This is a genomic window from Exiguobacterium sp. s35 (genome assembly GCF_018617535.1).
Lineage (GTDB): Bacteria > Bacillota > Bacilli > Exiguobacteriales > Exiguobacteriaceae > Exiguobacterium > Exiguobacterium aestuarii.
In genome coordinates this window covers 1018816-1045159 of sequence record NZ_JACSKI010000001.1, presented here as the reverse complement: position 1 = coordinate 1045159, position 26344 = coordinate 1018816, and the positions used below count along the sequence as shown (strand labels likewise).

General features: G+C 45.0%; 26 protein-coding genes and 2 tRNA genes. 26 read left to right on the top strand and 2 right to left on the bottom strand.

Annotated features, from left to right (window positions below; all coding sequences use genetic code 11):
* Positions 1-114: 114 nt before the first annotated feature.
* From KNO75_RS05465 to KNO75_RS05360, 22 genes are all read left to right on the top strand, one after another.
* A complete protein-coding gene (locus KNO75_RS05465; RefSeq protein WP_214820266.1) occupies positions 115-1758 on the top strand; it encodes a Na/Pi cotransporter family protein in 1644 nt (547 codons plus the stop codon).
* A 107-nt stretch (positions 1759-1865) separates the two neighbouring features.
* A tRNA-Met gene (locus KNO75_RS05460) sits at positions 1866-1939 on the top strand.
* 7 nt (positions 1940-1946) lie between these two features.
* Positions 1947-2020 (top strand) — tRNA-Ile (locus KNO75_RS05455).
* A 113-nt stretch (positions 2021-2133) separates the two neighbouring features.
* A complete protein-coding gene (locus KNO75_RS05450; protein WP_214820264.1) occupies positions 2134-3606 on the top strand; it encodes an alpha-amylase in 1473 nt (490 codons plus the stop codon).
* 84 nt (positions 3607-3690) lie between these two features.
* Complete coding sequence (locus tag KNO75_RS05445; RefSeq protein ID WP_074033338.1) at positions 3691-4299, top strand: superoxide dismutase; 609 nt, start codon at positions 3691-3693, stop codon at positions 4297-4299.
* 156 nt (positions 4300-4455) lie between these two features.
* Complete coding sequence (locus KNO75_RS05440) at positions 4456-6519, top strand: peptidoglycan D,D-transpeptidase FtsI family protein (RefSeq protein WP_214820262.1); 2064 nt, start codon at positions 4456-4458, stop codon at positions 6517-6519.
* Between the two features lie 153 nt (positions 6520-6672).
* On the top strand, positions 6673-7608 hold the full coding sequence (locus KNO75_RS05435) for a PstS family phosphate ABC transporter substrate-binding protein (protein WP_214693040.1): 936 nt from the start codon (positions 6673-6675) through the stop codon (positions 7606-7608).
* An 83-nt stretch (positions 7609-7691) separates the two neighbouring features.
* On the top strand, positions 7692-8636 hold the full coding sequence (pstC, locus tag KNO75_RS05430; RefSeq protein ID WP_214747955.1) for a phosphate ABC transporter permease subunit PstC: 945 nt from the start codon (positions 7692-7694) through the stop codon (positions 8634-8636).
* A gap of 1 nt (position 8637) precedes the next feature.
* Positions 8638-9549 (top strand): phosphate ABC transporter permease PstA, encoded by a 912-nt coding sequence (pstA, locus tag KNO75_RS05425; RefSeq protein WP_214693039.1) that lies wholly within the window; start codon positions 8638-8640, stop codon positions 9547-9549.
* A 110-nt stretch (positions 9550-9659) separates the two neighbouring features.
* On the top strand, positions 9660-10421 hold the full coding sequence (gene pstB, locus KNO75_RS05420; RefSeq protein WP_224862754.1) for a phosphate ABC transporter ATP-binding protein PstB: 762 nt from the start codon (positions 9660-9662) through the stop codon (positions 10419-10421).
* 16 nt (positions 10422-10437) lie between these two features.
* Positions 10438-11100: a phosphate signaling complex protein PhoU gene (gene phoU / locus KNO75_RS05415; RefSeq protein WP_214820260.1), complete on the top strand. Its 663-nt coding sequence runs from the start codon at positions 10438-10440 to the stop codon at positions 11098-11100.
* Positions 11101-11215: 115 nt separating this feature from the next.
* Positions 11216-11968 carry a DUF4912 domain-containing protein gene (locus tag KNO75_RS05410; RefSeq protein ID WP_214820258.1) on the top strand — a complete coding sequence of 251 codons (753 nt, stop codon included), beginning with the start codon at positions 11216-11218 and terminating at the stop codon, positions 11966-11968.
* A gap of 15 nt (positions 11969-11983) precedes the next feature.
* Positions 11984-14185: a 1,4-alpha-glucan branching protein domain-containing protein gene (locus KNO75_RS05405; RefSeq protein WP_214820256.1), complete on the top strand. Its 2202-nt coding sequence runs from the start codon at positions 11984-11986 to the stop codon at positions 14183-14185.
* An 84-nt stretch (positions 14186-14269) separates the two neighbouring features.
* Entirely contained in the window at positions 14270-14434 is a 165-nt protein-coding gene (gene rpmG, locus KNO75_RS05400) for a 50S ribosomal protein L33 (RefSeq protein ID WP_255313299.1), read from the top strand.
* Between the two features lie 54 nt (positions 14435-14488).
* Complete coding sequence (locus KNO75_RS05395; RefSeq protein WP_214820254.1) at positions 14489-15043, top strand: 5-formyltetrahydrofolate cyclo-ligase; 555 nt, start codon at positions 14489-14491, stop codon at positions 15041-15043.
* Positions 15022-15792, top strand: a complete 771-nt coding sequence (locus KNO75_RS05390; RefSeq protein WP_214820252.1) for a DUF92 domain-containing protein — start codon at positions 15022-15024, stop codon at positions 15790-15792. Before KNO75_RS05395 ends, KNO75_RS05390 begins: the two co-directional genes overlap by 22 nt.
* A 169-nt stretch (positions 15793-15961) precedes the next feature.
* Positions 15962-16918, top strand: a complete 957-nt coding sequence (locus tag KNO75_RS05385; protein WP_074033328.1) for an L-lactate dehydrogenase — start codon at positions 15962-15964, stop codon at positions 16916-16918.
* A 124-nt stretch (positions 16919-17042) separates the two neighbouring features.
* Positions 17043-18092, top strand: coding sequence for a rhomboid family intramembrane serine protease (locus KNO75_RS05380; protein WP_251126051.1), 1050 nt, complete (start codon positions 17043-17045; stop codon positions 18090-18092).
* 12 nt (positions 18093-18104) lie between these two features.
* The gene (locus KNO75_RS05375) at positions 18105-19127 is read left to right on the top strand and encodes a M42 family metallopeptidase (RefSeq protein WP_214820248.1); all 1023 of its coding nucleotides are present in this window, start codon (positions 18105-18107) and stop codon (positions 19125-19127) included.
* Positions 19124-19318, top strand: a complete 195-nt coding sequence (locus KNO75_RS05370; RefSeq protein WP_012726602.1) for a YqgQ family protein — start codon at positions 19124-19126, stop codon at positions 19316-19318. The genes KNO75_RS05375 and KNO75_RS05370 overlap by 4 nt, the downstream gene beginning before the upstream one ends.
* 93 nt (positions 19319-19411) lie before the next feature.
* Positions 19412-20374: an ROK family glucokinase gene (locus KNO75_RS05365; RefSeq protein ID WP_214820247.1), complete on the top strand. Its 963-nt coding sequence runs from the start codon at positions 19412-19414 to the stop codon at positions 20372-20374.
* Between the two features lie 223 nt (positions 20375-20597).
* On the top strand, positions 20598-22514 hold the full coding sequence (locus KNO75_RS05360) for an LTA synthase family protein (RefSeq protein ID WP_214820245.1): 1917 nt from the start codon (positions 20598-20600) through the stop codon (positions 22512-22514).
* Between the two features lie 112 nt (positions 22515-22626).
* Here the strand turns inward: KNO75_RS05360 and KNO75_RS05355 are convergent, their stop codons facing one another.
* A complete protein-coding gene (locus KNO75_RS05355) occupies positions 22627-22806 on the bottom strand; it encodes a DUF2759 domain-containing protein (RefSeq protein WP_074033323.1) in 180 nt (59 codons plus the stop codon).
* 157 nt (positions 22807-22963) lie between these two features.
* Between KNO75_RS05355 and KNO75_RS05350 the strand changes: the two genes are divergently transcribed.
* Entirely contained in the window at positions 22964-23584 is a 621-nt protein-coding gene (locus tag KNO75_RS05350; protein WP_074033322.1) for an MBL fold metallo-hydrolase, read from the top strand.
* Between the two features lie 31 nt (positions 23585-23615).
* On the opposite strand, the gene KNO75_RS05345 is transcribed toward KNO75_RS05350, so the two are convergent.
* Positions 23616-23879 (bottom strand): DUF2626 domain-containing protein, encoded by a 264-nt coding sequence (locus KNO75_RS05345; protein ID WP_012726597.1) that lies wholly within the window; start codon positions 23877-23879, stop codon positions 23616-23618.
* Positions 23880-24129: 250 nt separating this feature from the next.
* Here KNO75_RS05345 and KNO75_RS05340 point away from each other — a divergent pair, with 250 nt between their 5' ends.
* Genes KNO75_RS05340 through KNO75_RS05330 form a run of 3 tightly spaced genes read left to right on the top strand, consistent with a single transcriptional unit; the run spans position 24130 to position 26340 of the window.
* Complete coding sequence (locus KNO75_RS05340; RefSeq protein WP_074033321.1) at positions 24130-24516, top strand: Spx/MgsR family RNA polymerase-binding regulatory protein; 387 nt, start codon at positions 24130-24132, stop codon at positions 24514-24516.
* Positions 24517-24574: 58 nt separating this feature from the next.
* On the top strand, positions 24575-25381 hold the full coding sequence (locus KNO75_RS05335; RefSeq protein ID WP_214820243.1) for an ATPase, T2SS/T4P/T4SS family: 807 nt from the start codon (positions 24575-24577) through the stop codon (positions 25379-25381).
* Positions 25363-26340, top strand: a complete 978-nt coding sequence (locus tag KNO75_RS05330; RefSeq protein ID WP_214820241.1) for a type II secretion system F family protein — start codon at positions 25363-25365, stop codon at positions 26338-26340. Before KNO75_RS05335 ends, KNO75_RS05330 begins: the two co-directional genes overlap by 19 nt.
* The last annotated feature ends 4 nt before the right edge of the window (positions 26341-26344 follow it).

The following is a 26344-nucleotide window of genomic DNA, read 5'->3' as shown; positions in this document are numbered from 1 at the left end:
TAAAACTTTTACATAAAACGTGTTTACATGAAGATGCCGATGAAGGCATAATGAGTAGGGCATTAAAAACCAAGCAAATCCAACCAATTCTTAATTAAAAGGAGTACAAAAATCGTGGAATACAATTTGCAAGAAATGTTATTCATGTTTTTTGGAGGTCTAGGGATCTTCCTCTTCGGGATCAAATCGATGGGAGACGGACTCCAAAAGTCTGCAGGGAATCGCCTGCGTGACATCCTAGATAAGTATACAACGAATCCATTCCTTGGTGTACTCGCCGGGATTATCGTTACTGTATTGATTCAATCTTCTTCAGGTACAACCGTTATTACGGTCGGACTTGTTAGCGCCGGCTTCATGACACTCCGTCAAGCGATCGGGGTTATCATGGGGGCAAACATCGGAACAACGGTGACAGCATTTATCATCGGATTCGATGTCGGTGAGTATTCACTCCCGATGATTGCAATCGGTGCAGTCTTACTCTTCTTCTTTAAGAAAGAGCGATACCAACATCTAGGACAAGTCATCTTTGGACTTGGTGCATTGTTCTACGGTCTTGAGTTGATGGGAGACGGCATGCGTCCGCTCCGCTCAAGTGAGTATTTCATCGACTTGACGCAATCAATGAGTGACAATCCGTTCCTCGGTGTCATCGTTGGTACTGTATTTACAGTCATCGTCCAGTCATCTTCTGCAACAATCGGAATTTTGCAAGAGCTCTATGCAGGTGGTTCAATCGACTTGGATGCCGCTCTTCCAGTATTGTTTGGTGACAACATCGGTACGACGATCACTGCCATTTTGGCATCAATCGGTGCATCGGTTGCCGCACGTCGCGCAGCTGCAGCACACGTTATCTTTAACTTAATCGGAACGACGATCTTCATGATCTTGTTGATTCCGTTCACAAACTATATTTATTGGATTACAGACTTCTTGGCAATTGAAGACAAGATGCAAATTGCATTCGCTCACGGTACGTTTAACATCGTCAACACATTGATTCAGTTCTGGTTCATTGGAACGATTGCTTGGATCGTGACGAAATTGGTGCCTGGTGAGGATTCAATCGTCGATACGAAAGCACAGCACTTGGACCCAATCTTCATTCAGCAATCGCCTTCGATTGCAGTGGAGCAAGCAAAATACGAAGTCATCCGTATGGGCGATTTCGCAAAACTTGGTCTCGACGAAGCGCGTAACTATTTGACAACAGGAGATAAGAAACACTCTGAAAAGTCTGCGCATATCGAAGAAGCGTTAAACTCGTTGAATGCGAAAATCACAGACTACCTCGTGAAATTGGCTGCGGTTGATTTGACTGAGCAAGAATCACAAGAGCACAAGACGCTCATGCATGCGATCAACGACATCGAACGAATCGGTGACCACGTTGAAAACATCATTGAGTTGATTGACTATAAGACTGCTACGAAAGTGACACTTTCGGCAGATGCTCAAAAAGAATTGACTGAAATGTATGACCTCACACGCGAAACGTTAGAGAAATCACTTCAGACATTAGCGAGCGGTGACATGGTCGAAGCACGTAAAGTCATCGAAATGGAAGCGAAACTCGATATGCTCGAGCGTCAATTCCGCAAAAACCACGTTGTTCGTTTGAACACGGGTGCTTGTGATGGACAAGCAGGTATGTTCTTCGTCGACATGCTCTCAAACCTTGAGCGTATCGGTGACCATGCCATGAACATCACAGAAATCACACTCGAAGATGCAAACGAAGTAACGGTATAAAGATGAGGCACTCCAACTCCACGTTGGAGTGCTTTTCTTTTCAATGGAAAGGAATTTCCCTTGACAGTATGGAGCATATTCAGTATATTATTACTGTATAACAACATGGCGGTGTAGCTCAGCTGGCTAGAGCGTACGGTTCATACCCGTGAGGTCGTGGGTTCGACTCCCTCCGCCGCTACTTATAAGGACCCTTAGCTCAGCTGGTTAGAGCAGACGGCTCATAACCGTCCGGTCGTAGGTTCAAGTCCTACAGGGTCCATTCAAAACAACTTTCATTTTGTGAAAGTTGTTTTTTTGTTTTCAATCTAAAATTCGTGGGTAAATAGTCGTTAGCATTTTGTTTTTTGAAAAATATGAAATGAGGCGGACAAAATGGAACGAAATCACACCATGATGCAGTTTTTTGAATGGCATGTCGAAGCGGATCAAAAACATTGGAAGCGGTTAAAAGAGAGAGCGGAAGATTTAAATAAAGCTGGGATTACGGCGCTTTGGTTACCACCTGTCACGAAAGGACAGAGTGGCGAAGATACGGGTTACGGGATTTATGATTTATATGATTTAGGAGAATTCGATCAAAAAGGGTCGATTGCCACGAAATACGGAACGAAAAAAGAGCTTCTTGAAGCGACAACCTATTGTCAGCAAGAACTCGGGATGCAAATTTATATGGATGTCGTCATGAATCATAAAGCAGGAGCAGATGCGACCGAGAAGTTTGACGTGCTCGAAGTGGATCCGAACGATCGTACGAAAGTGCTGTCTGACGAGCCTTTTGAAATCGAAGGATGGACAAAGTTTGATTATGAAGCTCGTGATGGGAAGTATTCTACATTTAAATGGGACTTCACACATTTTAACGGGACGGATTATGATGCAGCGACAGACCGTTCTGGCATTTTCTTTATAGTTGGAGAGAATAAAAGATGGAACGACAATGTCGATGACGAATTCGGTGTCTATGACTATTTGATGTTTGCGAACATCGATTACCATCATCCTGAAGTTCGGGAAGAAGTATTGAGCTGGGGTAAATGGTTCATTGAGGAAACGAAATGTGACGGATTCCGATTGGATGCAATCAAACATATCAACTATGACTTCGTGAAAGAATTCAGTCAGACGATGCGTGAAGAAAAGGGAGATGAATTTTATTTCGTCGGAGAGTTCTGGAAGTCAGATCTTGACGCATGCCGTGAATTTCTTGATAACATCGATTACCACGTCGATTTATTCGATGTTCCGCTCCACTATAAATTACATCAGGCGTCAGAGGAAGGGGCCGCATTCGATATGCGCACCATTTTTGATGATACGCTCGTCCAGTCACACCCGCTCCATTCAGTGACGTTTGTAGACAATCACGATTCGCAACCGGAAGAGGCGCTTGAGTCGTGGGTAAAAGATTGGTTCAAACAAATCGCATACGGTCTCGTCTTGCTTCGTAAAGATGGCTATCCATGTGTCTTCTACGGGGATTACTACGGCATCGACGGTCCCCACCCGACTGATGGGATGAAACTCGCCATTGACACGCTTCTTTATGCTCGTCGGGAAAAGGCTTATGGGGAACAGGATGATTACTTTGATGATGCAAACGTCATCGGTTGGGTACGCAAAGGTGTGGAGGAGATCGAGCGTTCAGGATGTGCCGTTCTCATCTCCACTTCGGACGAGGCTGAAAAGCGAATGTTCGTTGGGGAAGAGCGAGCTGGAGAAACATGGGTCGACTTGACGAATACACGAGAAGATAAAATTGAGATTGATGATGAAGGATTTGGGGTATTTAAAGTGGCGGCGGGATCTATTTCAGTCTGGGCGTTACCAGAAGAAGATGTAGAGTGAAGCATTACAATTGAGTCGACCGTCACAAATCTGTTACATTTATAACGAACGTTGTTCAAAACACTTTTAAGGGGGATTTTAGTAATGGCTAAATTTGAATTACCACAACTTGATTACGCATATGATGCACTCGAACCACACATTGACGCACGCACGATGGAAATCCACCACACGAAACACCACAACACTTACGTCACAAACGTAAACAATGCACTCGAAGGAAAAGACGTGGAGTACTCTTCACTCGAAGACTTGCTTCAAAAAATCGATTCACTTCCTGCTGACATTCAAACTGCTGTCCGTAACAATGGTGGCGGTCACTGGAACCACTCGTTCTTCTGGAAACTCTTGAAGAAAAACGAGAACGGGACACCTTCTGGCGATCTCGCTGCTGCAATCGACGAGTCATTCGGTAGCTTTGATGCATTCAAAGACGAGTTCACAAAAGCTGCAACAACTCGTTTTGGTTCAGGATGGGCATGGCTCGTCGTGAAGAACGGCAAACTCGAAGTGACGTCTACACCAAACCAAGATTCACCAATCATGGAAGGCGTTACGCCAATCCTCGGACTTGACGTTTGGGAGCACGCTTACTACTTGAACTACCAAAACCGTCGCCCTGACTACATCAATGCATTCTTCCACGTCATCGACTGGGATTATGTTGCGAAATTGTACGCTGACGCAAAATAAGTCGTTTGTCCCGAGATTCTTCATAGAGTCTCGGTTTTTTTTGTGTCTTTCATTAATTTGTAAACAAATTATGATATAGTGAAAAACGGACAAAATAGTAGATGACCGTGTACGCTATACTATAGAAGGAATCGATTGTGGAAGGAGATAACGGACTTGGCAAAAAATCGTGTGAAAGTGCCGAAGAAACGGCGAAACCACTTACCGTTACGTTTGAATTTGTTATTTTTCATCGTCTTCGTTCTATTTGCGACCTTGATCTTTCGATTAGGCGTCGTTCAAATCGTGAATGGGGAATTGATTGCACGTGAAGTTCAAAAAACTGAGTCAAGTAAGATTAAATACGAGGTACCACGAGGGAAGATTTATGACCGTAACGGTCAAGTGCTCGCGGATACGATTTCAAACTACTCGATCATGTACCGTCGTTCGCAAGTGACGAAAGCGGATGAACGCTTAGATGTCGCCAAAAAGTTGTCGGAAATCGTCGATATTCCGAAAGAAGATCGCAAAATGACGGAACGTGACCGCAAGGATTACTGGATTGCAACGAATCCAGAACTCGCACAAGAACGTACACAAGCATTGTTGGAGGAGTTACCAGAAGATGAGCGGGCTGCCTTGTCCAACCAAGATGTGGACCGGCTCTTACTCGACTCCATTACAGAAGAAGAAATCACGTTCGATGATGCGACAGAAGAAATCATCGCAATCAAACATAACATGGAGAGTGGCTATGCGCTCGACCCACAAGTCATCAAAATCGGCGCAAGTCCGAAAGAGATGGCAGTCATTGAAGAAAACTTAGAAATGTTGCCAGGAGTGAGCGTCGAGCCATACTATCAACGGGACTATCCGTTCGATGAGACGTTCAGAAGCTTCTTAGGAAGCTATCGTCAAATTCCGGCCGAACAACGTGCTTCTTATCAGGCAAAAGGATATGGATTGAATGACCGTGTCGGGACGTCCTATTTGGAGCAACAATATGAAGACGTCCTTCGCGGAACGCCAGCATACGATGTGTTCACGACGTATAAAGGTGAACCGGTTGGGGAACCGACTCGCGTGAGCGGGAACCCGGGGAAAGATATTGTATTGTCGACTGATATTGAATTCCAAAAAGAAGTCGACGAGATTTTGAAAAAGGCGATACGTGCTGGTCGATCGGGAAGTCCTCATTTCGACCGTGCATTCGCTGTCGTCATGAATCCGCAGACGGGTGAACTCCTCGCTATGTCAGGTCAGGAACTTGATTTAGAGACGAATGAGTTCAAAGACGTCTCGACTGGAACTGTGCTCCGTGCCAGCCAAATCGGGTCAACCATTAAAGGCGCGACGGTCGCTTATGGATTTGAAGAAGGCGTCGTCGAGCCGGGAGAATATATTTATGATGCGCCGATTAAAGTCGGAACTGAGACTAAAGCCTCTTACCGGGACATGGGGAACATTAATGATTTAGATGCACTCGCGATGTCGTCAAACATTTATATGTTCCAAATCGCGTTACGTTTGGCTGACTATTATTCGACTGGACAAATCGTCGGGGAAAACGTCACACAGGCCTTTGAGACGATGGAACATTACTATAAACAGTTCGGTCTCGGAATCGAGACAGGAATAGATTTACCGTTCGAGTCGACCGGATTCCGTAGCGTTGCCGATCGTGTCACGCTCCTCATGGATATGTCGATCGGACAGTATATCTCGTACACGCCGATCCAATTGGCACAATATACGTCTACGTTAGCGAATGGCGGTTATCGCATTCAGCCGCATTTACTAAAAGAAATTATTGAGCCGGGTTCGCTCGATGAAAACAATAAACAAGTCGTTAGCACGTTCCAACCGAACGCGTTGAATAAAGTCGATATTCAAGACGAGTACATCGAACGTGTTCGTGAAGGATATCGTCAAGGGGTCGAATCTTCGTCTGGTTCATCTCGAATCTTGCAACAGACAGGGATGACTGCGGCCGGTAAGACAGGAACGGCAGAGGCCATCGCTGAAGGCGAAGATGGCCGAGCGAAACGAGACACAAGTGGGAAGCCGATTGAGACGCTGAACTCAAATCACGTCGGTTGGGCACCATATGATGATCCTGAAATCGCGTGGGCAATCATTATGCCTGGACTTGAGGCGGAAGGAATCAATACACGTGTCGCGCACGATATTATGAAAGCTTACTTTAACTTAGAAGATGTGAATGCAATGCTTCAATGAAAGGAGTCACTTCGGTGGCTTCTTTTTTTGTCTTTACAATTCTTTTACGTTCCGTTTATTTCTCGTTAATAGAAGTTCATTAGGATATTAATTGTAGGACAGAACAACAGATCCACAACAAAAATCAAAGCAAACTCAAGGAGGACGTCACAAATGTCTTGGATGAAAAAATCAGCTTTACTCGCTTCAATCACTTCGGTCGCACTCGTAGGTGCAGCCTGTGGGAACAATGAAGAAGGTGGCGCTGCTGAAGGCGATGCGCTCTCAGGAAAAGTCGTCATGGACGGATCATCAACTGTATTCCCAATCATGGAAGCAGTCGCAGAAGAATATTCAGCTGAACAACCAGAAGTTGAAGTGACAGTTGGTGTCTCTGGTACGGGTGGTGGCTTCAAACGCTTCGTGACGGGAGAGACAGACTTCTCGAACGCATCACGTGAAATCAAAGAAGAAGAAGCAGCTGAAGCTGAGAAAAATGGTGTGGAATTTACACAACTCTCAGTCGCACTTGATGGTCTTTCACTCGTTGTGAACCCGGCGAACGATTGGGCTCAAGATATCACGATTGAAGAATTGAATAAAATGTGGACAGATACGAGCGTGAAAACGTGGAAAGATGTTCGTTCAGACTGGCCAGATGAAGAAATCTCATTCTTCGCACCAGGAAAAGATTCAGGTACGTACGATTTCTTCGACGAGAAAGTTCTTGATGAGACAGATATTCGTCAAGACGCACAATTGTCTGAAGATGACAACGTACTCGTAACAGGTGTAGCTGGGACAGAAGGTGCAATCGGATTCTTCGGATTTGCTTACTACCTCGAGAACCAAGACACACTCCGTGCCTTGAATGTTGAAGGAGTAGAGCCAACGCATGATACAATCAACGATTTGTCTTACCCACTCTCACGTGAAATTTACACGTATGTCAACAACGCTTCGTTGAAAGACAAAGAGCAAGTAGCTGACTTCGCACGCTTCATGAACGAAAATGCAGCTGACCTTTCTGAAGAGGTTGGTTACGTAAAAATGGAGCAAGCGCGTTACGACGAAAACATGAAGATGATTGATGAGATCGCTGGAGAATAAAATGATACGTGGCAGAAGGTGAGAGTAACTCTCACCTTCTCGCCATGCTTTCTAGTATGAAGAGGTAGGGAGCGATACACGAGATGAATGAACCAAACAAAGAGCTCTCGATTCGAGAGATGATTCAACAAAATAAACAAAAGAAATATAGTACGACGAACGTGTTTGATAAAATCATGCCGTTCTTATTATTCTTGAGCGCATTCGTATCGGTCGTCACCACAATCGGTATTGCGTTCACACTTGGCTTTGAGCTATTTAAGTTCTTTGAACGAGTGCCTGTCGCTGAATTTTTAGGAACGACAGAATGGTACCCGCTTAGTGCAGACCAGCGCTTCGGGGTATGGGCCCTTGTGATGGGAACACTCCAAATTACTGTAATTGCAATGATCGTTGCCGTGCCGCTTGGACTGGCGTCTGCGATTTATTTGAGTGAGTACGCTTCGGAGCGAGCGCGTCGAGTATTAAAGCCGATCTTAGAAGTGTTGGCAGGTGTACCGACCATCGTATTCGGTTTCTTCGCGTTGTCATTCATCACACCGATTTTGCAAGCGTTGATTCCAGGACTTCAAATTTACAATGCGCTTAGTCCTGGTATTGTCGTCGGGATCATGATTATTCCGATGATCGCTTCGATTTCTGAAGATGCGATGAGTGCGGTGCCGAAGAAAATTCGAGATGGTGCGCTCGGTCTAGGTGCAACACGCCTTGAAGTGGCGACAAAGGTCGTCATGCCAGCAGCGACGTCTGGAATCATTGCCTCAATCGTTCTCGGAATGAGCCGTGCAATCGGGGAGACGATGATTGTAACGATTGCGGGTGGGTCGCAACCGAACTTCGAGTTCAATCCGCTCAATGCGATTCAGACGATGACGGCATATATCGTTCAAATCGCAAAAGGTGACGCAGGTTACGGAACAATCGAATATTACAGTATCTATGCGGTCGGTGCGTTGTTGTTCGTCTTCACTCTGTTGATGAACTTGCTCGCAAACTGGGTGACGCGCCGCTTCAGAGAGGAGTACTAATATGGCTTTACCGAACAGTGAGTTCAAGAATACGAAGAACCTGATGGATCGTGAAACGGTGTCTGAACGAATCAAACGCCGCTTACAACTGAATGAAATTTTCAAATACGTCTTTTTGGCAGGACTTGTCTTTGCATTAGTCGTCTTATCGACTTTGATTTATGACATCGTCTCAAAAGGTGCGGGCTGGGTCGACCTTGATTTCTTACGTAACTTCCCGTCACGTCGTCCTGAAGATGCTGGTCTATATCCTGCATTGATCGGATCATTTTGGTTAATGTTATTGATCGTACCAATGGTGTTCGTCATTGGTGTCGGTGCAGCCATCTACCTAGAAGAGTACGCACCGAAGAATCGAATGACTTCATTTATCGAAGTCAATATTTCGAACTTGGCTGGTGTGCCTTCGATCGTATTCGGATTGCTCGGATTAACGATATTCGTTCGTGTGATGGAATTAGGCAACTCGGTTATGGCAGGTGCGTTAACGCTCGGACTCATGAGTTTACCGATTGTCATTGTAGCCTCACAAGAAGCTTTACGGGCAGTCAAAATGGAGTTACGGCACGCTTCTTTAGCACTAGGTGCTTCAAAATGGCAGACCACGTTCAATGTCGTCTTGCCGTCAGCGATTCCTGGGATTATCACAGGAATCATTCTAGCCGTGTCTCGTGCAATCGGTGAAACAGCACCGTTGATCATGGTCGGCGCAGCAACATTTATTTCAACAACACCAAGCAGTATTTTCTCTGACTTTACGGCGCTCCCAATCCAGATCTATAACTGGACGAGCCGACCGCAAGCAGAATTCCAAAACTTGGCCGCGGCAGGAATCATCGTACTCATGACGATGCTCATTGCGATGAACTCTGTAGCGATTTATATCCGAAACAAATATACGAACCGACATTAAGTCGTTCTTGCAGATGAATGAGGAGGAAGCTCGAGATGATGAAACAACAAGAGCTCAATAAAGGAGATCAAAACGTGAACACAACAACGACAGAACCGACAACTACTGAGATGAAAAAAGATAGCGCTTATGTCGTCAACAATTTGAACTTATGGTATGGCGAAGATCAAGCTTTGATTGACGTCAACCTCGACATTAAAAAGAATGAAGTCACGGCCATCATCGGACCATCTGGGTGCGGGAAATCAACATTTATTAAAACGTTGAATCGTATGGTAGAACTCGTGCCATCCGTTCGGACGAATGGTGAAATCTTGTATCATGGTCGAAACATCTTCGATCGTGGATATAAAGTAGAAGATTTACGTACGTCGGTCGGTATGGTATTCCAGCAACCAAACCCGTTCCCAAAATCGGTATATGATAACGTGGCATACGGTCCTCGTACGCACGGCATCAAAAATAAGAAAGTACTCGATGAGATTGTCGAGCGTTCACTTCGTGGCGCTGCCATCTGGGATGAAGTAAAAGATCGCTTGAACGAGAACGCTTATGGACTTTCTGGTGGACAACAGCAACGTCTCTGTATCGCTCGTACGTTGGCGATTGAACCTGACGTCATCTTGATGGATGAGCCGACCTCTGCCCTTGACCCGATTTCTACGTTGAAAGTGGAAGAACTCGTTCAAGAGTTGAAAGAGCAATACTCAATCATCATCGTCACGCATAACATGCAACAAGCTGCCCGTGTTTCGGATAAAACGGCCTTCTTCTTAAATGGAGAAGTTGTCGAGTTCGATGTAACAGATAAGATTTTCTCGAATCCATCTGACAAACGGACGGAAGACTATATTTCTGGCCGTTTCGGTTAAGGAGGAGACTAGATTGATGGCACAAAATCGCACATTTTTTGATACGAAATTAACTGAATTAGAAGATAAAGTAGTCCGTTTAGCAAACTTGACGATGCGACAAACGGCGACGGCAATCGAAGTGTTAGAAAAACATGATCTTGAGTTGGCGCAAACGGTAATCGACAACGATAACGAACTCGATGATTTAGAGTTAGCAATCAACGACGAAGCGATTTTATTGATTGCAAAGCAACAGCCAGTTGCGACTGACTTACGTCGTCTGATTGTGACGATGAAATCGGCGACAGACTTAGAACGCATTGCGGATTACGCGACGAACATCGCCAAAGCTGTGACGAGAATTGAACATGTTCCTTATTTACATGACATTCAACCACTCAAGCAGATGGCTGAACAGTTGATTGACATGCTCGAACTTGCGACGCGCGCTTATCGTAAAGGCGAGGTAAGTCGTGTTCGTGAACTCAACGAGATGGACCGTGTCATTGACGACATCAATTTAACGGTAATCAAACAATATATCGGTTCACTTCCTGCGATGACGGTTGGAACGAACGATGTATATGAATTCTCGAACATCGCTCGATACCTCGAACGGATGGGTGACCATGTGACGAACTTCGGTGAACATTTAATTTTCCTTGAAAAAGGGAAACATTATGATTTGAACCAATAAGATTAGTGGTAAAGAACAACAGTGCTGTTGTTCTTTATTTTTTTGGGCAGGAATTTATAAAGAATGAGCGAATACTAGTCTACATGGATTTTTACATGAAGGGAGCCATACAGAGATGGAAGAGAAAATCGTATCCTTGAAGCAACAAGGACTTACGTTGAAACAGATTGCGGCAGAACTAGACGTCCCGATTGGCAAAGTCCAATACGCATGGCGAAAATGGAGAAATCAGCAACAAGAGTTGGAGGAAGTTGTCCCTGTGAAACAAAAGAGTAATAAGAAAGCAAAGGCTAAAGCGCCAGGAGCAACTTCGCGTAAACAAGTCGCCACAGCGAAAGAAACGGTCGATGTGAACGTATCGCCACTTCTTGCGAAAGGGCCTGAAGGATATTGGCAGTTGCCGGAACGATACAATGTAGACTTTTTACATGCGGTCGTACAATCTCCGAACTCGGTTTATGTGTGTTGGGAAGTGTCTGATTTGGTTAAAGAGACGTTAGAGCTTCAGTTTATGAGACGATGGGAAGAGCTACCGAAAGCATTCCGTATTTTAGACGTGACCTTATTGGATTATGCGAGTGGTCATGCGAATCGATCGTATACGTTCGACCTACCTGAAATGACGAATAGTTGGTTCGTTCGTCCTCTCGATCCGAATACGACATATGTCTTCGAATTCGGGATTCGCACGATGGAGGGAGAATTTTTACCAATCGTGGCATCAGCACCGCTTGATACACCGCGTGCAGAACCAGCCGGCATCGGACGTTTTGCGGAACCAGTGAGACGTTGGCAGTACGGGGAAGTAGATTCTCCTGAGTTATTAGATACATTACCAAAATATGCGGCATACCGTCACGTACGTTAAGGAGGACATTCTTACATGAAACCAGGATACTTTTCACTCGTCCTTCATGCTCATTTACCGTACGTTAGGCATGAAGAGAAGCACCGTTTAGAAGAAAGATGGGTATATGAAGCCATCTCAGAAACGTATATTCCAATCCTTTGGCAAGTTGACCGCTTGAAGCGGCCATTGCATTGGACAGTCAGTATTTCGCCACCAGTTGTGGAAATGCTCGCAGACCCGCTCATCCAAGACCGTTATGTCGAGCATATCGATGAGATGCTTGAATTGATTGCGTTAGAACTTTCAGAAGGAAGAACGGACGAGGAGACGTCGACGTTACAATTCTATGAACAGCGTTATCACGACTTGAAAAACACGTTCCTTCATTGGAATAAAAACTTGAATGAAGCGTTCCGTACATATCGTGAAGCGGGATATATCGATATGGTGACTTGTACAGCGACCCACGGCTTCAACCCGCATCTCTTCACGGAGCAGGCGGCACGGACTGAAATTCGGACAGGTCTCAACTGTTTCGAACGTCACTACGGGTTCCGTCCGACAGGGATTTGGTTGCCAGAGTGTGCGTATACACCAGGCGTGGACCGAATTCTCTACGAGGAAGGAATCCGATACACGTTTGTCGATGAACATGCATTGCTCGATGCGGACCCGACTCCTGAAAAAGGCATTGGTGCTCCGGTCTATTCTCCACACGGTGTCGCATTGTTCCCACGAGACCAAATCATCTCGGGTAAAATCTGGAGTTCGATGATTGGATATCCAGGTCACCCTGACTATCGAGAGTTTTATCGAGATTTGGCCTACGACCGAGATTGGGACTACATTCAATCGTTCATGCATCCGGAAGGCATTCGATTCGACACAGGATTAAAAATGCACCGCATCACAGGTGACACCGATCAAAAAGACTTTTATGTACGTGAGTGGGCTGAACATCAAATCGAGAACCATGCGACAGACTTCGCCCAAACGTTAGAAGGGCACCTGGAGGCACATGGCGGACAAACGTTCCCACCGTTCTTGGTCACAGCACCGTTCGATGCGGAATTGTTTGGCCACTGGTGGTTTGAAGGTCCTGAATTTCTTGGGAAAGTCGCTGAGCGACTCGAAGAATTTGGAATCGAAACGATCACGCCAGCAATCTTCCTTGAGCGTCACTTCAAAGATTTACAAACCGTCCATGTTTCCATGAACACATGGGGACGAAAAGGCTACGGTGAAGTTTGGATCAATGAACGAAATGAATGGATGCTCCGTCACCTGCACATGATGGAGATGCAACTCGTCAAAGACGTAGCAGATTATCGTGATCAATCGGATTTGACGAATCGTGCGTTAAAGCAATTGATTCGCCATTATGTGTTGGCTGTATCGAGTGACTGGGCGTTTATCTTAGATGGGCAAACGACAGCACAGTATGCGGCTGAACGCTTCAGGGAGCATACACGTCTCTTCGCAGAACTTGAAACGGCGCTTTATCAAGGCACTGTCTCGAACAAGTTGCTCGATGATCATTATGCGGCGTATCCATTCCTTCAAGACGAAGACCTTGATGTCGATTCATTCCTCTCCCCGCACGACTATTACGTGACGACTGAACGAGATGCAGAAGAGTCAGCAATTCTTATGCTGACACCCGAATATCACGGTCATATCGTCGGTGGACTTGGTCATCGTGTCGTCGAGGAAGTGGAGGCGAGAGCAAATGAGGGAGAAACCGTCTATGTGCTGACGCCGTATCACGATGAGTTACCGGAATACGAACGACACGGAAACGTTCATGTGTATCGAGTTCGTCCGACTAGTCCATTTTTAGAGCACGTCATGAATCAGGTTGCCACGCAAAATATTGCGTATGTCAAACTCGTTCATGAACTTTCGAAACGGGTATCATTCAAAGTAATTCATCACTTTGATTGGATGACAATTCCTGCTGCAAGAGAACTTGCGCAATCACTTGCGCTTCCGTTATACTCAACTATGTTGTCCTTTGAAGCGACACGGAACCCGCACGGGCACGGTGGTTTATTCGATGCAATCCATCGTATTGAAAACAGTGTGTTCTCGTCAGCGGAGTACGTCTATGTCGGCGAAGAGCTCTCGATGAACGACCTGAAACAATGGTATAAAGTAAGCGAGAATGTCAACACATGCCTACCTCTTGAATCTTCTCCATACGGACAGGAATCAATGAAAAAGAACGTGAAATAACCTTGCTTTTTCATAAGAAACTTGGTAGGATAATTGAGTATGCTTAGACTGTAAAGCAAAAGCACTTGATACAACATCATTAAGATGGGAGTGAAAGAAATGCGCGTTAAAATTACATTAGCTTGCACAGAAACAGGCGATCGCACGTACATCACGAAGAAAAACAAACGTAACAACCCAGAGCGCCTTGAGTTGCGCAAATACAACCCACGTCTCCGTCGTCACACGCTTTACCGCGAAGTGAAGTAATGAGGGACCGGCCGTCACATATGTGGCGGCTTTTTTTGTAAGGAGGAATGCGTTGTGGAAGACAAAGCAGCGTTAAGACGAACTGTCCATCAATACATTAAACAAATGAACAATCGACAACAAGTGGATCAAGTCATCCATCATCGGTTGTTCGCAACAGAGATATGGAAAGAAAGCCAGACGGTTGCTGTGACATCGTCACTACCGCTTGAAATCGATACGTCGCCAATCATTCATGAGGCGTTTGAAGCAGGAAAAACGGTGTGCGTCCCGAAAGTAACGGAGCAGGGGTTAACGTTTCATATTATTCATTCGGTAGATGACCTTGAGACGGGCGTCATGAATATTTTGGAGCCGACGACCCCGCCAACAACGAAAACCATCGACCTCTGTCTTGTGCCGGGAAGAGTATTTGACCGTTCAGGATATCGAATCGGTTGGGGCGGAGGATACTATGACCGTTTTTTACGTACATATGAAGGGGAGACGGTTTCATTGGCTTACTCGGTTCAACTTGTCGATCAAGTACCGACGGAACCACATGATCTACCTGTTCAGTGGATTGTGACAGAAAAGGAGATGATTCAATGTTCGCCATTTTTGTTGTAACTTGTATCGTCGCCTTTCTCGGGTATCGGTTGCGCTCTTTGACGCTCTCGGGAGCCATCTTGACTATAGTGACAGGGGTGTTGATCGGGTTATCGTTTGGTTGGTTCGGCCTCTATTTACTCGGTGTGTTTTTCTCGACGTCTTCTCTTGCATCGAAATATCGATCTCGCGATAAGCAAAATGTAGATGAGATTGTCGAAAAAACGGGAGCACGCGACGCCATTCAAGTGTTAGCAAACGGTGGGGTAGGGATTCTTTGTGCCCTCGGTTACTTACTGACAGATAATCTCGTCTACCTTTATATGTACATCGTGTCTATTGCGGCAGCGACGAGTGACACATGGGGGTCTGAATTCGGTGTCCTCGCAAAACGTAAACCGCGTTTCATGTTCACTTTTAGAGAAGTTGAGCCGGGAACGAGCGGTGCTGTCTCAACGTTTGGGACAGTCATGTCGATTTTAGGGGCATTCGTGATCGTCTGTTCTTCTCTTCTGTTTGTCGAATTGGATATGGCATTACTGTTGACGCTTTGGGGAATCGGACTGAGCGGGAGCGTCATCGATACATTGCTCGGGGCGACTGTTCAACGGAAGTTTCGCTGTACGGTTTGTGGAAAGCTGACGGAAAAGAAAGTTCATCATCAAGTTCCTACAACGTATGTGTCAGGATGGCGTGTGCTAGGGAATGATGCAGTCAATTTTTTATCCGTTCTTGGAGCGACGTCTATTTGTTTTTTGGTGTTCGGATGAGGGTAGTACAGAAAATGAAGATGTTTCAAATGAATGTGAAAGTTGTCACAATATCGCCAAAGTGAAAACGGTTTCCACTGTAGTTAGGGTTTGTGAATGATGTTACAATCTTGTTGTAACAGAGATAACAAAAACATGAAACAGATTGATCGAAGGGTGGAGAATCAATATGGAAACATTAAATCATGCTAAAGTAACGCGCGTCGCACTCGTAGGGGCAGGGGCAGTTGGAGCGAGTTTCGCGTACCAGTTAACGACAGCAAGCCTTTGTGAAGAACTCGTCATCATTGACATCAACAAGGCAAAAGCAGAAGGAGAAGCGATGGACTTAAACCACGGCGTCTCGTTCGCTTCTTCACCGATGCGTGTGTGGGCAGGAGATTATGCAGACTGTGGTGTAGCAGACATCGTCGTCATTACTGCAGGTGCACCGCAACGTCCAGGGGAAACTCGTCTTGACCTTGTCGAGAAAAATGCGAAGATCATGAAGTCGATGATTTCAGATATTATGGATTCTGGTTTTGATGGCATTATCATTATCGCCTCAAACCCTGTCGACATTATGACGCATTTGGCATGGAAGTATTCAGGACTTCCTAAACATCGCGTCTTCGGCTCAGGTACCGTACTCGACACGTCTCGTTTACGTTATATGCTTGGCGACTATTTCAATGTCGACCCACGTAACTGTCATGCTTACATCATGGGTGAGCACGGTGACACCGAGTTTGCTGCTTGGAGCAATGCTCGTATTTACGGAAAGTCTGTTGAGCAGTTGCTTGAAGAGCATGATGAATATAACTGGCAAGACCTTGAAGACATTTATGTGAACGTACGTGATGCGGCTTATCACATCATCGAACGTAAAGGTGCGACATACTATGCCATCGGCCTCGGATTACTCCGTCTGGTCAAAGCGGTCCTTCGTAACGAGAACACATTGCTGACAGTCGGTGCTCACCTTGATGGGGAATACGGTTTACACGATATTCATATCGGGGTACCAGCCATCATTAACCGTCAGGGCGTGCGAGAAGTCGTTGAGATTGAGTTGTCAGAAGAAGAACATCAAAAAATGCAACATTCAGCTAACGTTCTCATGAAAACGATGGAGCCTGTCTTGTAATTGTCGTATTTGAATGACCTGCAGCCTTAAAGGTTGTGGGTTTTTTTTGTACGTTTTGGGCAAGCCGTGACTTTGTCGTGAGGTACAACGTGATTTACAATAGAATGAGAGAGGAGGGGTTTTGTTGGCGACTTGCTTCTGGGAAGGCATTTATCAAGCGATCGAGAACGGTGGGCGGATTGAAGGGATATTAGAGCCGTCTCGTGCAGTCATCTTGTTTGATACAAAAGCAGGTGATCGCTATGACTTATACGTTCAAACTGAAAAAGCATGGGCGAATCATGTCGGTACTGACATTAACGCAATCTTGAGCGCTTTTCGTCTATCTCGTATTGGACGAAAGCGTTTGACGATTCACATATATGGCGACCGTCTCGTTGATGAAGAGCGAGTCGACTCCATGACGTTCCCAATTCCGGCGAGAGTGACATTATCTCGCTCGATTTGTACACCTACGATGGAGGACGACCGTTTTCGATTGCTCGCGGTCGCAATGGATCGAAAGAAGAAAGCGGAGTTAAAGAAACGATTCTCCTTTGGTAAACCGCAAATAGTGTACGGATTAATGTTCATCACCTTTTTAGTCATGTGGCTAGCTGAATCAGTCGGTTCGACATTCGACCCGAATACGTTGATCGCATTTGGTGCGAAAGTGAACCCGCTCATCGAAGAAGGGGAATGGTGGCGGTTAATTACGCCAATGTTTCTGCATATCGGATGGTTCCATTTTGCCATCAATATGTTTGCGCTCTGGTCACTCGGTCCGCTCGTTGAACGGATGTATGGCTCCATCCGCTTTCTCATCATATACGTAGTTGGTGGGATTCTAGCGACGACGGCATCGTATGCGTTCAGTGAATCCATTTCAGCCGGGGCATCAGGAGCCTTATTTGGTTTGGTCGGTGCATTACTCTATTTTGGACTACGGGATCGTTCGCTCTTTATGAAGACGCTCGGACCTCCGCTCTTTATTATGTTAGGATTAAATGTGGGACTCGCGTTCGTATTAGGCGCGAGCTTGGACCATTTTGCACATGCAGGTGGTTTACTAGGTGGATTCGTCGTCTCTGGTGTCGTCGGATTGCCTGATGAGAAAAATCGAACACAACGCATCTTATTTTCTGTGCTCACGGCCATGTTGTTTGGTCTACTATACGGGTATGGATCTTGGTAAGGGGAGAATATGATGATTGATACACTGAAAAAATTAGTTGAAATCCCGAGTCCGTCTGGCATGACGGAGGAGGCGATTGGATTTGCAGAAAATGAACTTCAAGCACTCGGTGTGAAGACGTCTCGTTTACATAAAGGGGCGTTGCTCGCAACGTTCCCAGGACGTTCGAAGGAGGCGCGTCTTTTGACGGCGCATGTCGATACGCTTGGGGCGATGGTCAAAGACATCTTGCCGAGCGGGCGCTTACGACTCACGCAAGTAGGTGGATACGCTTGGACGGCGATTGAAGGAGAAAACTGTCTCATTCATCGCGAGGAGGGTGAGGCAATCGAAGGGACCATTCTCGTCCATCAGTCGAGTATCCATGTTTATAAGGACACGAATTCGGCAGAGCGCTCTGCATCAAACATTGAAGTTCGATTGGATGAGAAAGTCCATTCTCGCGAAGATGTGACGGCACTTGGAATTGAAATCGGTGACTTTGTATCATTTGATCCACGATTCAAGGTGACGGCTTCCGGATACGTGAAATCTCGTCATTTGGACGATAAGGCGTCTGTGGCCATTTTATTAGACTTAGCTAAAGATTTGGTTAGCTACGAGTTACCCCACACGGTCCACTTTCTAATCTCGAATTACGAAGAAGTCGGATTCGGAGGAAATGCCGGTATTCCTGAAAATGTTGTGGAGTACATCGCCGTCGATATGGGTGCGCTCGGAGATGGGCAACATTCAGATGAATATACGGTTTCGATTTGTGCCAAAGATTCATCTGGTCCTTATGATATTAACTTGCGCCGTAAGTTTACTTCATTATGTAAGACACATGACATCGCTTATAAAGTCGATATCTATCCTTATTACGGTTCGGATGCGTCGGCTGCGATTCGGGCTGGCTACGATGTGAAGCACGCTTTGATTGGTCCAGGAATTGAGTCAAGTCATAGTTACGAACGGACACATGTGACGTCTATGGAAGCGACAAGAGAATTGTTAAATCGTTATGTCTTGTCAACGATGGAGGAAGAAGCATGAAAAACTTTTATGATGTCCAACAGTTTTTAAAGTCGTTCGGTACCATTATTTACATCGGGGAGCGGGATGCTGAAATCTCACTGATGATGATGGAACTCGACGAGTTGTATGAAGGGGGCATCATCGAGCAGCGTGTATACGATACGGCAAAAATCATTTTGACCCACGAATTGAAAAATTCAACAGATTGACAGAAATCCCCTTAGTGCAAAGGGTTGCACTGAGGGGATAATAGTGTACACTATTCAATGAAAGCGATTTAGTTGAGATGAGGAGTGAACGGTATGAAATGGTTATTAGGAATCGACATCGGTGGTACAACGGTGAAGATGGCTGTTTTAGACATGAATGGCATCATTTCTGATAAGTGGGAAGTTAAAACGGATATTCGAGAAAACGGTGTACATATTCCAAAAGACATCGCAGCCTCATTTGAAACGTATTTAGAGACGTCAGGTAAGAAGAAAGAAGATTTCGCAGGTGCAGGTATTGGAGCCCCTGGATTCATCAATTTCTCTGAAGGTATTGTCGAATATTCACCGAACATCGGATGGAAAGACTTCGCTCTTGTGAGTGAGTTCGAAAAGGCGGTCGGACTCCCCGCGGTCCTCGAAAACGATGCGAATGCCGCTGCCCTCGGGGAAATGTGGAAGGGTGCAGGTGAAGGTGCATCAGAATTACTTGCCATCACGCTCGGTACAGGCGTCGGTGGTGGCGTCATCACGAACGGAAACATCGTTCATGGTACGGCTGGCATGGCAGGAGAAATCGGTCATATCACCGTCGAGCGAGATGAGGCGAAAGCTGTAAAATGTGGTTGTGGCCGATTAGGGTGTATCGAAACAATTGCCTCTGCGACAGGTATTTCACGTTTAGCGTTGCAAAAACGGAAAAATCAAGATACTTCGTTGAACGAATTGAAAGAAGTGACGGCACGTGACGTATTCGAAGCTTATAAAGCTGGGGATACAATCGCGACAGAAGTGATTGACGAGATGACAGAATATCTCGGATTAACAATCTCGAATATCGCCAACACACTCAACCCGAAAATGATCGTCATCGGTGGCGGCGTCTCAAAAGCAGGGACGTCATTGCTTGAACCGCTCGATGCTCAGTTCAAGCGCTTTGCACTCGAACGTGTCTATGAGTCGACGACGTTTAAAATCGCTGAACTTGAAAATGATGCCGGAGTCATCGGTTGTGGCTGGTTAGCACGCAAACACTTCCTTCCAACACGCGTATAAAACTGACACGTCTGCACATTGCAGGCGTGTTTTCTTATGGGAAAGGGTATGGGATATTGTAAAATTTGTAACGTCACAGTTGATTTTTTATTAAAAAAGGGGTAAGATTTGGACTTGATACTGGACGTGTACTATTCAGATCGAATTGTACAATGTATAAACAAATATAAAAATAATGGCTATAAAAACATGCCGAAAACTGAAAAGAGGAGGAGACCGTCAGATGAATTCATCTCAACGCTTCTCGAAGCTATCGACGAGACTGAACGATACGGTCCGCGCTTCGTTTCAAGAATATCGTCTATTTTGGATTTTTACGTTATTGCTTTGGACGAAGACGTATATCGTCTACCAATTTTTCTTCAACATTCCGATTGAAAACACCGCACAAGCTTTTATCCTACTGATCAGCCCGATCAGTTCGACATTATTCTTGTTTGCCTTCCATTTCTTCTTTAAAGGAAACAAACAAAAATGGGTGCTCTACACGCTTTACGCGCTCGCATCCTTCATCTTGTTTGCGGATGCCGTATATTATCGTGAATTTACGGACTATTTAACGATGCCGGTCATTATGCAACCATCGAACATGGAGACGCTATCGACATCGTTCACATCACTTCTCGAATGGAAAGACTTGATCATTCTTGGTGACGTTTTTGTCTTACCGTTTATCTTATGGCGTATGAATATGAAAGAGAATGCCGCTTCACATCGTCGCGCGCTCGTAACGTTCGTTGCAGCTGTATCGGTATTCTTGTTCAACCTTTCATTGGCTGAAACAGAACGTCCTGAATTGTTGACTCGTTCATTCGACCGTGAGCTATTAGTGAAAAACATCGGAACATTTAACTTCCATGTGTATGACGCGATGCTTCAAACGAAAACATCTGCTCAAAAAGCGATGGCTGACGAATCAGAGCTTGCAACAATCGAACAATTCACTCGTCAAAACTATGCTGCACCGAACCCTGATTTGTTTGGTAAGTATAAAGGAAAAAACGTGATTGTTGTGTCATTCGAATCTGCACAAAACTTCACGCATAACATGAAAGCGCCGAACGGTGAATATATCACGCCAAACTTGAACAAGCTGATTGAAGAGTCTCACTATTGGCCAAACTACTACCATACAGTAGGTCAAGGGAAGACATCAGATGCCGAGTTTGCGCTCGATAACTCGCTATATGGCTTACCGCGTGGTGCTGTATACTTTACGAACGCGGACAACGAATATCAAGCTCTTCCAGAGTTGATTAAAGAAGATAACTATTATTCGGCCGTCTTCCATGCGAACAATAAATCGTTCTGGAACCGCGACCAAATGTATAAAAATATCGGTGTCGATCAATTCTTCGATGAAAAGAGCTACGATCTCGGTAACCCAGAAGACATGACAGAATGGGGCCTCCTAGATGATAGTTTCTTCGAACAATCGATCCCGATGCTTCAAGAGTTGCCTGAGCCATACTATGCGAAGTTCATCACATTGACGAACCACTTCCCATATACGATGCCAAGCGAAGACTATGAACTCGTACCGAAGTTCGAGACAAGTTCGACGACGTTAAACAACTTCCCGCAGGCGCTTGCATATCAAGACTATGCACTCGGTCTCTTCATCGATCAATTGAAAGAGAACGGAATGTGGGAGGATACGATTTTCGTTGTTTATGGTGACCACTACGGTATCTCGACAAACCACAACAATGCGATGGCAGAGTTGCTCGGTAAAGAAGAGTTGACACCATATGATGTGGCGAAATTACAACAGGTGCCGTTTGCGATTCACTTGCCGGATCAAGATAAAGGTGAAGTGCATGAAACGATCGGAAGTCACGTCGACATGAAACCGACAATCTTGCACTTACTTGGAATTGACACGTCGGACACAATCGGCTTTGGGAATGACTTGTTCTCTGAAAACCGAAATAGTCGTGCAATCTTCCGAGATGGTACGGTTGTGACGGATGAATATGTATGGACACAATCAACTTGTTACAATGCTACTTCTGGAGAAGTGGTTGAGGACACAACGCTTTGTGGTCCAATGACGGAAGAAGCGGAAAAAATCTTACAAATGAACGATGATTTGATTTATTCCGACCTTCTCCGCTTTAAAGAACAAACGAATGAATAATTTAAAAACGAACCAAACCACAATGTGATTTGGTTCGTTTTTTTTATGTTGAGGAATTATAGGCACAAAAAAAGCGACCGAAGTCGCTTGATGATTGCTTGATACGAATCCATTAACCTGGAATACCGCCGTAGATCAACGTGGCAACACCAAAGAATCCGAATACGAGTACAGTTAAGCCTGCAACTGCGAGTGGAAAGAATTGGCGTTTTTTGAATGAACGAATCATTCCCCATACAGCCACAATCGCGACGATGACAGAAATCCATCCGAACGGTTCATACAAATGCATGACGAGTTCCCCCTTTAATTATACGTCATGAAATTCATAAAAATTTCACTGAAATATCATTATTATTTTATCCGATTATTGAGGCGCTGTCGAGCAAAGGTTGACATCGATACAATTTTGCCACAATATTGTTTTGAATGAGAGGGGGATCAATCATATGCAAGTGAAGAAGATTACGTCTGGCTTAGCGCAAGAGAATGGATACGTCCTTGAAAAAGAAGGAAGTGTCGTTATCATTGACCCAGGAACGGATGACCCAAGATTTTTCGAGGTGATCGATCGTCTTGGTACACCCGCTGCGATTTTGCTGACTCACGCCCATTTCGATCACATTGGAGGAGTCGATGCACTCCGTGAACGTTATGAAGTTCCTGTGTATGTCCACCGTCTTGAAAGCGATTGGTTGACGAATGGAGAAAAGAACGGGGCGGCTGCTTTCAATCTTCCTGTACCGGCGATGAAACCGGCTGAAAAGGTATATGAAGGCGATACGTTGACTATCGGCAATTTTACATTCCATCTTTATCACACCCCGGGTCATTCTCCGGGAAGTGTCGTGTTATACATGGCGGATGAAGGGATAGCGTTTTGTGGTGACTTGATTTTTAAACAATCAGTCGGGCGTACCGATTTGTTCGGAGGCGATCAAGCAACGTTGATGGGGTCTATTGATCGCATGAAACACTTGATTCCGGGTGCGACGGTTCTTTATCCAGGTCATGGTCCGAAGACGACGCTCGAAGAAGAAAAGCAAACGAATCCATTCTTCAAACAATAAAAAAAGATTGTCTCCGACGAGACAATCTTTTTTACATTTGGAAGTTGCTCCAATACGTAAAGACAACGAAGAAAATTGTCAAATACGCGCCGAAGACGTATACATATGTTTTTTCAGTAAGCTTTAAGTAGCCAAGTGCGACGAAGAAAATCGTTTGTGCTAAGAAGACAAGTCCCATAACGATAAAGTCACCAGTATGTTCACTACTACTTTGGTCGCCGCCTAGTGCGCCTACGAAAGCAAGTGCCGCCACTAACCCAGTCCAGAAGCCTAGGACACGAAACATTCTTGCCATGTTAATCCCCCCATACGTGCATTATTCCATTCTCATTCACTATTTTACCAACACATTCGAAAAAATGCTATGGAAACGTGAGAATTGAGCAAAATAATCGTGAAAAATATGTGAAATCAATGCGGGAAATAAAGTTGTACAAAATTTATAAAAAAGTTGTACAAAATATGTACAAACGGGGTATAAGAGATGTATAATCAACTTATACAAAATGAGCGAAGTGAAAAGTTGAAATGAGGAGGAACATAAAATGGCATCAGAATTAATGTTTTACACGTACCCGAGCTGTACTTCTTGCCGGAAGACGAAAGCGTTTTTACAGGAACAAGAACTTCAAGTGAGCGAACGTCACATTTTCAGAGATGCACCAACTGTCGATGAATTACTACAACTCCTTGCGATTAGTGAAGAAGGTGTAGATTCTCTTCTTGCTACTAGAAGCCAAGCCTTCAAACAACTCGACGTTGATGTTGAGGATTTGAAACTGAGCGAACTACTCAAACTGATGAGTGAAAATCCGAAGTTGTTAAAACGTCCGATTTTAACAGATGGAAAAGAAGTCATTGTCGGTTATGACAAGGTTTCAATCGAAACATATGCACGTCGTCATCATGTCGTTTCGACACAAGTTTCATAAGACAAGTCCACTTTCAACAGAGTGGGCTTTTTTTTATGCTGTTCTCGAGGTGAACGGAATGAAGGAGCTTATTGAACAACTGATGATTGTGGCGAGAGAGGCGGGTGCAAGCGATCTTCATTTTATACCGAGTACACATGAAGTGAAGATCCAAATGCGATCAGATATGAGACTGCTTGATCTTCAGTCGATGGATATCAATCAATACGATCGTCTCACACTTCATATGCGATATTGGTGTTCGTTACCGGACACGAATCAACGTGTGCCTCAGTCGGGCGTGTACGAACTTGATCAAGAAGACATTCGCGTAACATTTCTTCCATCATTTGCGCAAACATTGATGTCCTGGAGGGTACCTAATCAAGCATTTGAGCTTCATCACTTGTTGAGACCAGAAGACGTTGAACGTTTTAAAGAAATGTCAGAATCGCGACATGGCCTCTTATTAATCGGAGGCGCAACTGGTGCGGGCAAGACGACAATATTGTACGCGCTGCTCAATCACTTAAAGCGTGAGCGGATTGTCACGATTGAAAACCCTCCAGAACAAAAGATTGATGGGGTGATTCAACTTGAAGTGAATGCAAATGCAGGGTTGAGTCATCGACAGTTATTGAAAGAAACGTTACGTGCCGACCCGGACATCATTGTGATTGGGGAGGTACGGACAGAAGAGGAGTTGAACGTCGCCTATGATGCTGCACTCAGTGGGCATTTGACGATTACTACGTTTCATACAGCGACGATTCAAGATGGGGAGAAACGGATCGAACAATTGCTCGGAAAATCGTCAGTGACAAGACATTGGTGTGTACTAACGCGTGATCAGGGGGTGACGTGTGAATGGGCAACGCTTCAGTAAAACCACCGATTCAATTGATTCACCGTTTTCTGCGTCTTCAATCCCGAGGCGTATCGTTGAAAGCCACGATGGAGACACTTGAATATCATGAAAAAGGAAACAGGAAAGCGGACGTTCAGGAGATGAGGGCACAACTCGAATCTGGTACTTCCTTAGCGGACGTGTTCTCGCTAATCATCACAAATCGCCAAATGCAAGAGATATTGATGACAGCCGAGCGGAACGGGCGGTTCATGGATGGGTTATCTCAAGTCGTTTTAGTTTTAGAAATGCGGATGCGGCTGAAGGAAGAATTGAAGCGACTCATTCGATATCCTTTAATCATATTCTTTATCTTGCTCAGTCTTGGGATGGTCTATGCATTGTACATTTTCCCGAAGCTGATGGGGATGGTTGATGTCTCTACGTATGATGGGGCAGGTTCAATTTTGCTATCGAAATGGTTCTTCCCAACACTATTTTCTGTATTTGTGATGCTAGGGATTACGGTCTACATGCTACATCGACAAGGTGTAGAGCTACCGTTTTACATATGGAACCGTGGCAAAACTCTGTACCTGACTTATTTGTTTGTCAGCGAATTGTCGTTGTTACAACAGACGGAAACGAACATCAGGCAAATTATCAGTCGTCTCGCCAATGAAAAAGGGGAGATGGCTGAAATAGCAAATCGGATTCACAAACGGTTATCTGCTGGTGAAGGAATCGAAATGGCAGTCAAACAGGAACGGTTTATTGACTATGAAGTGGTCAGTTTGTTAGGGGTAGGGTCGATGAGTGGAGAACTTGGTGAATTGATGTCACTTCATCGAGAACTTGTATTCGAAGAAATGGAACAATATAGTCGTCAATTGATTGAAAAAGTAGAACCGGCACTTTATGGTGTGCTCAGTGTCATGGTCGGCACCTTATTCTATACGCTTTACTTGCCGGTAAAACTCATTATGGCTCAATTATGAAAGG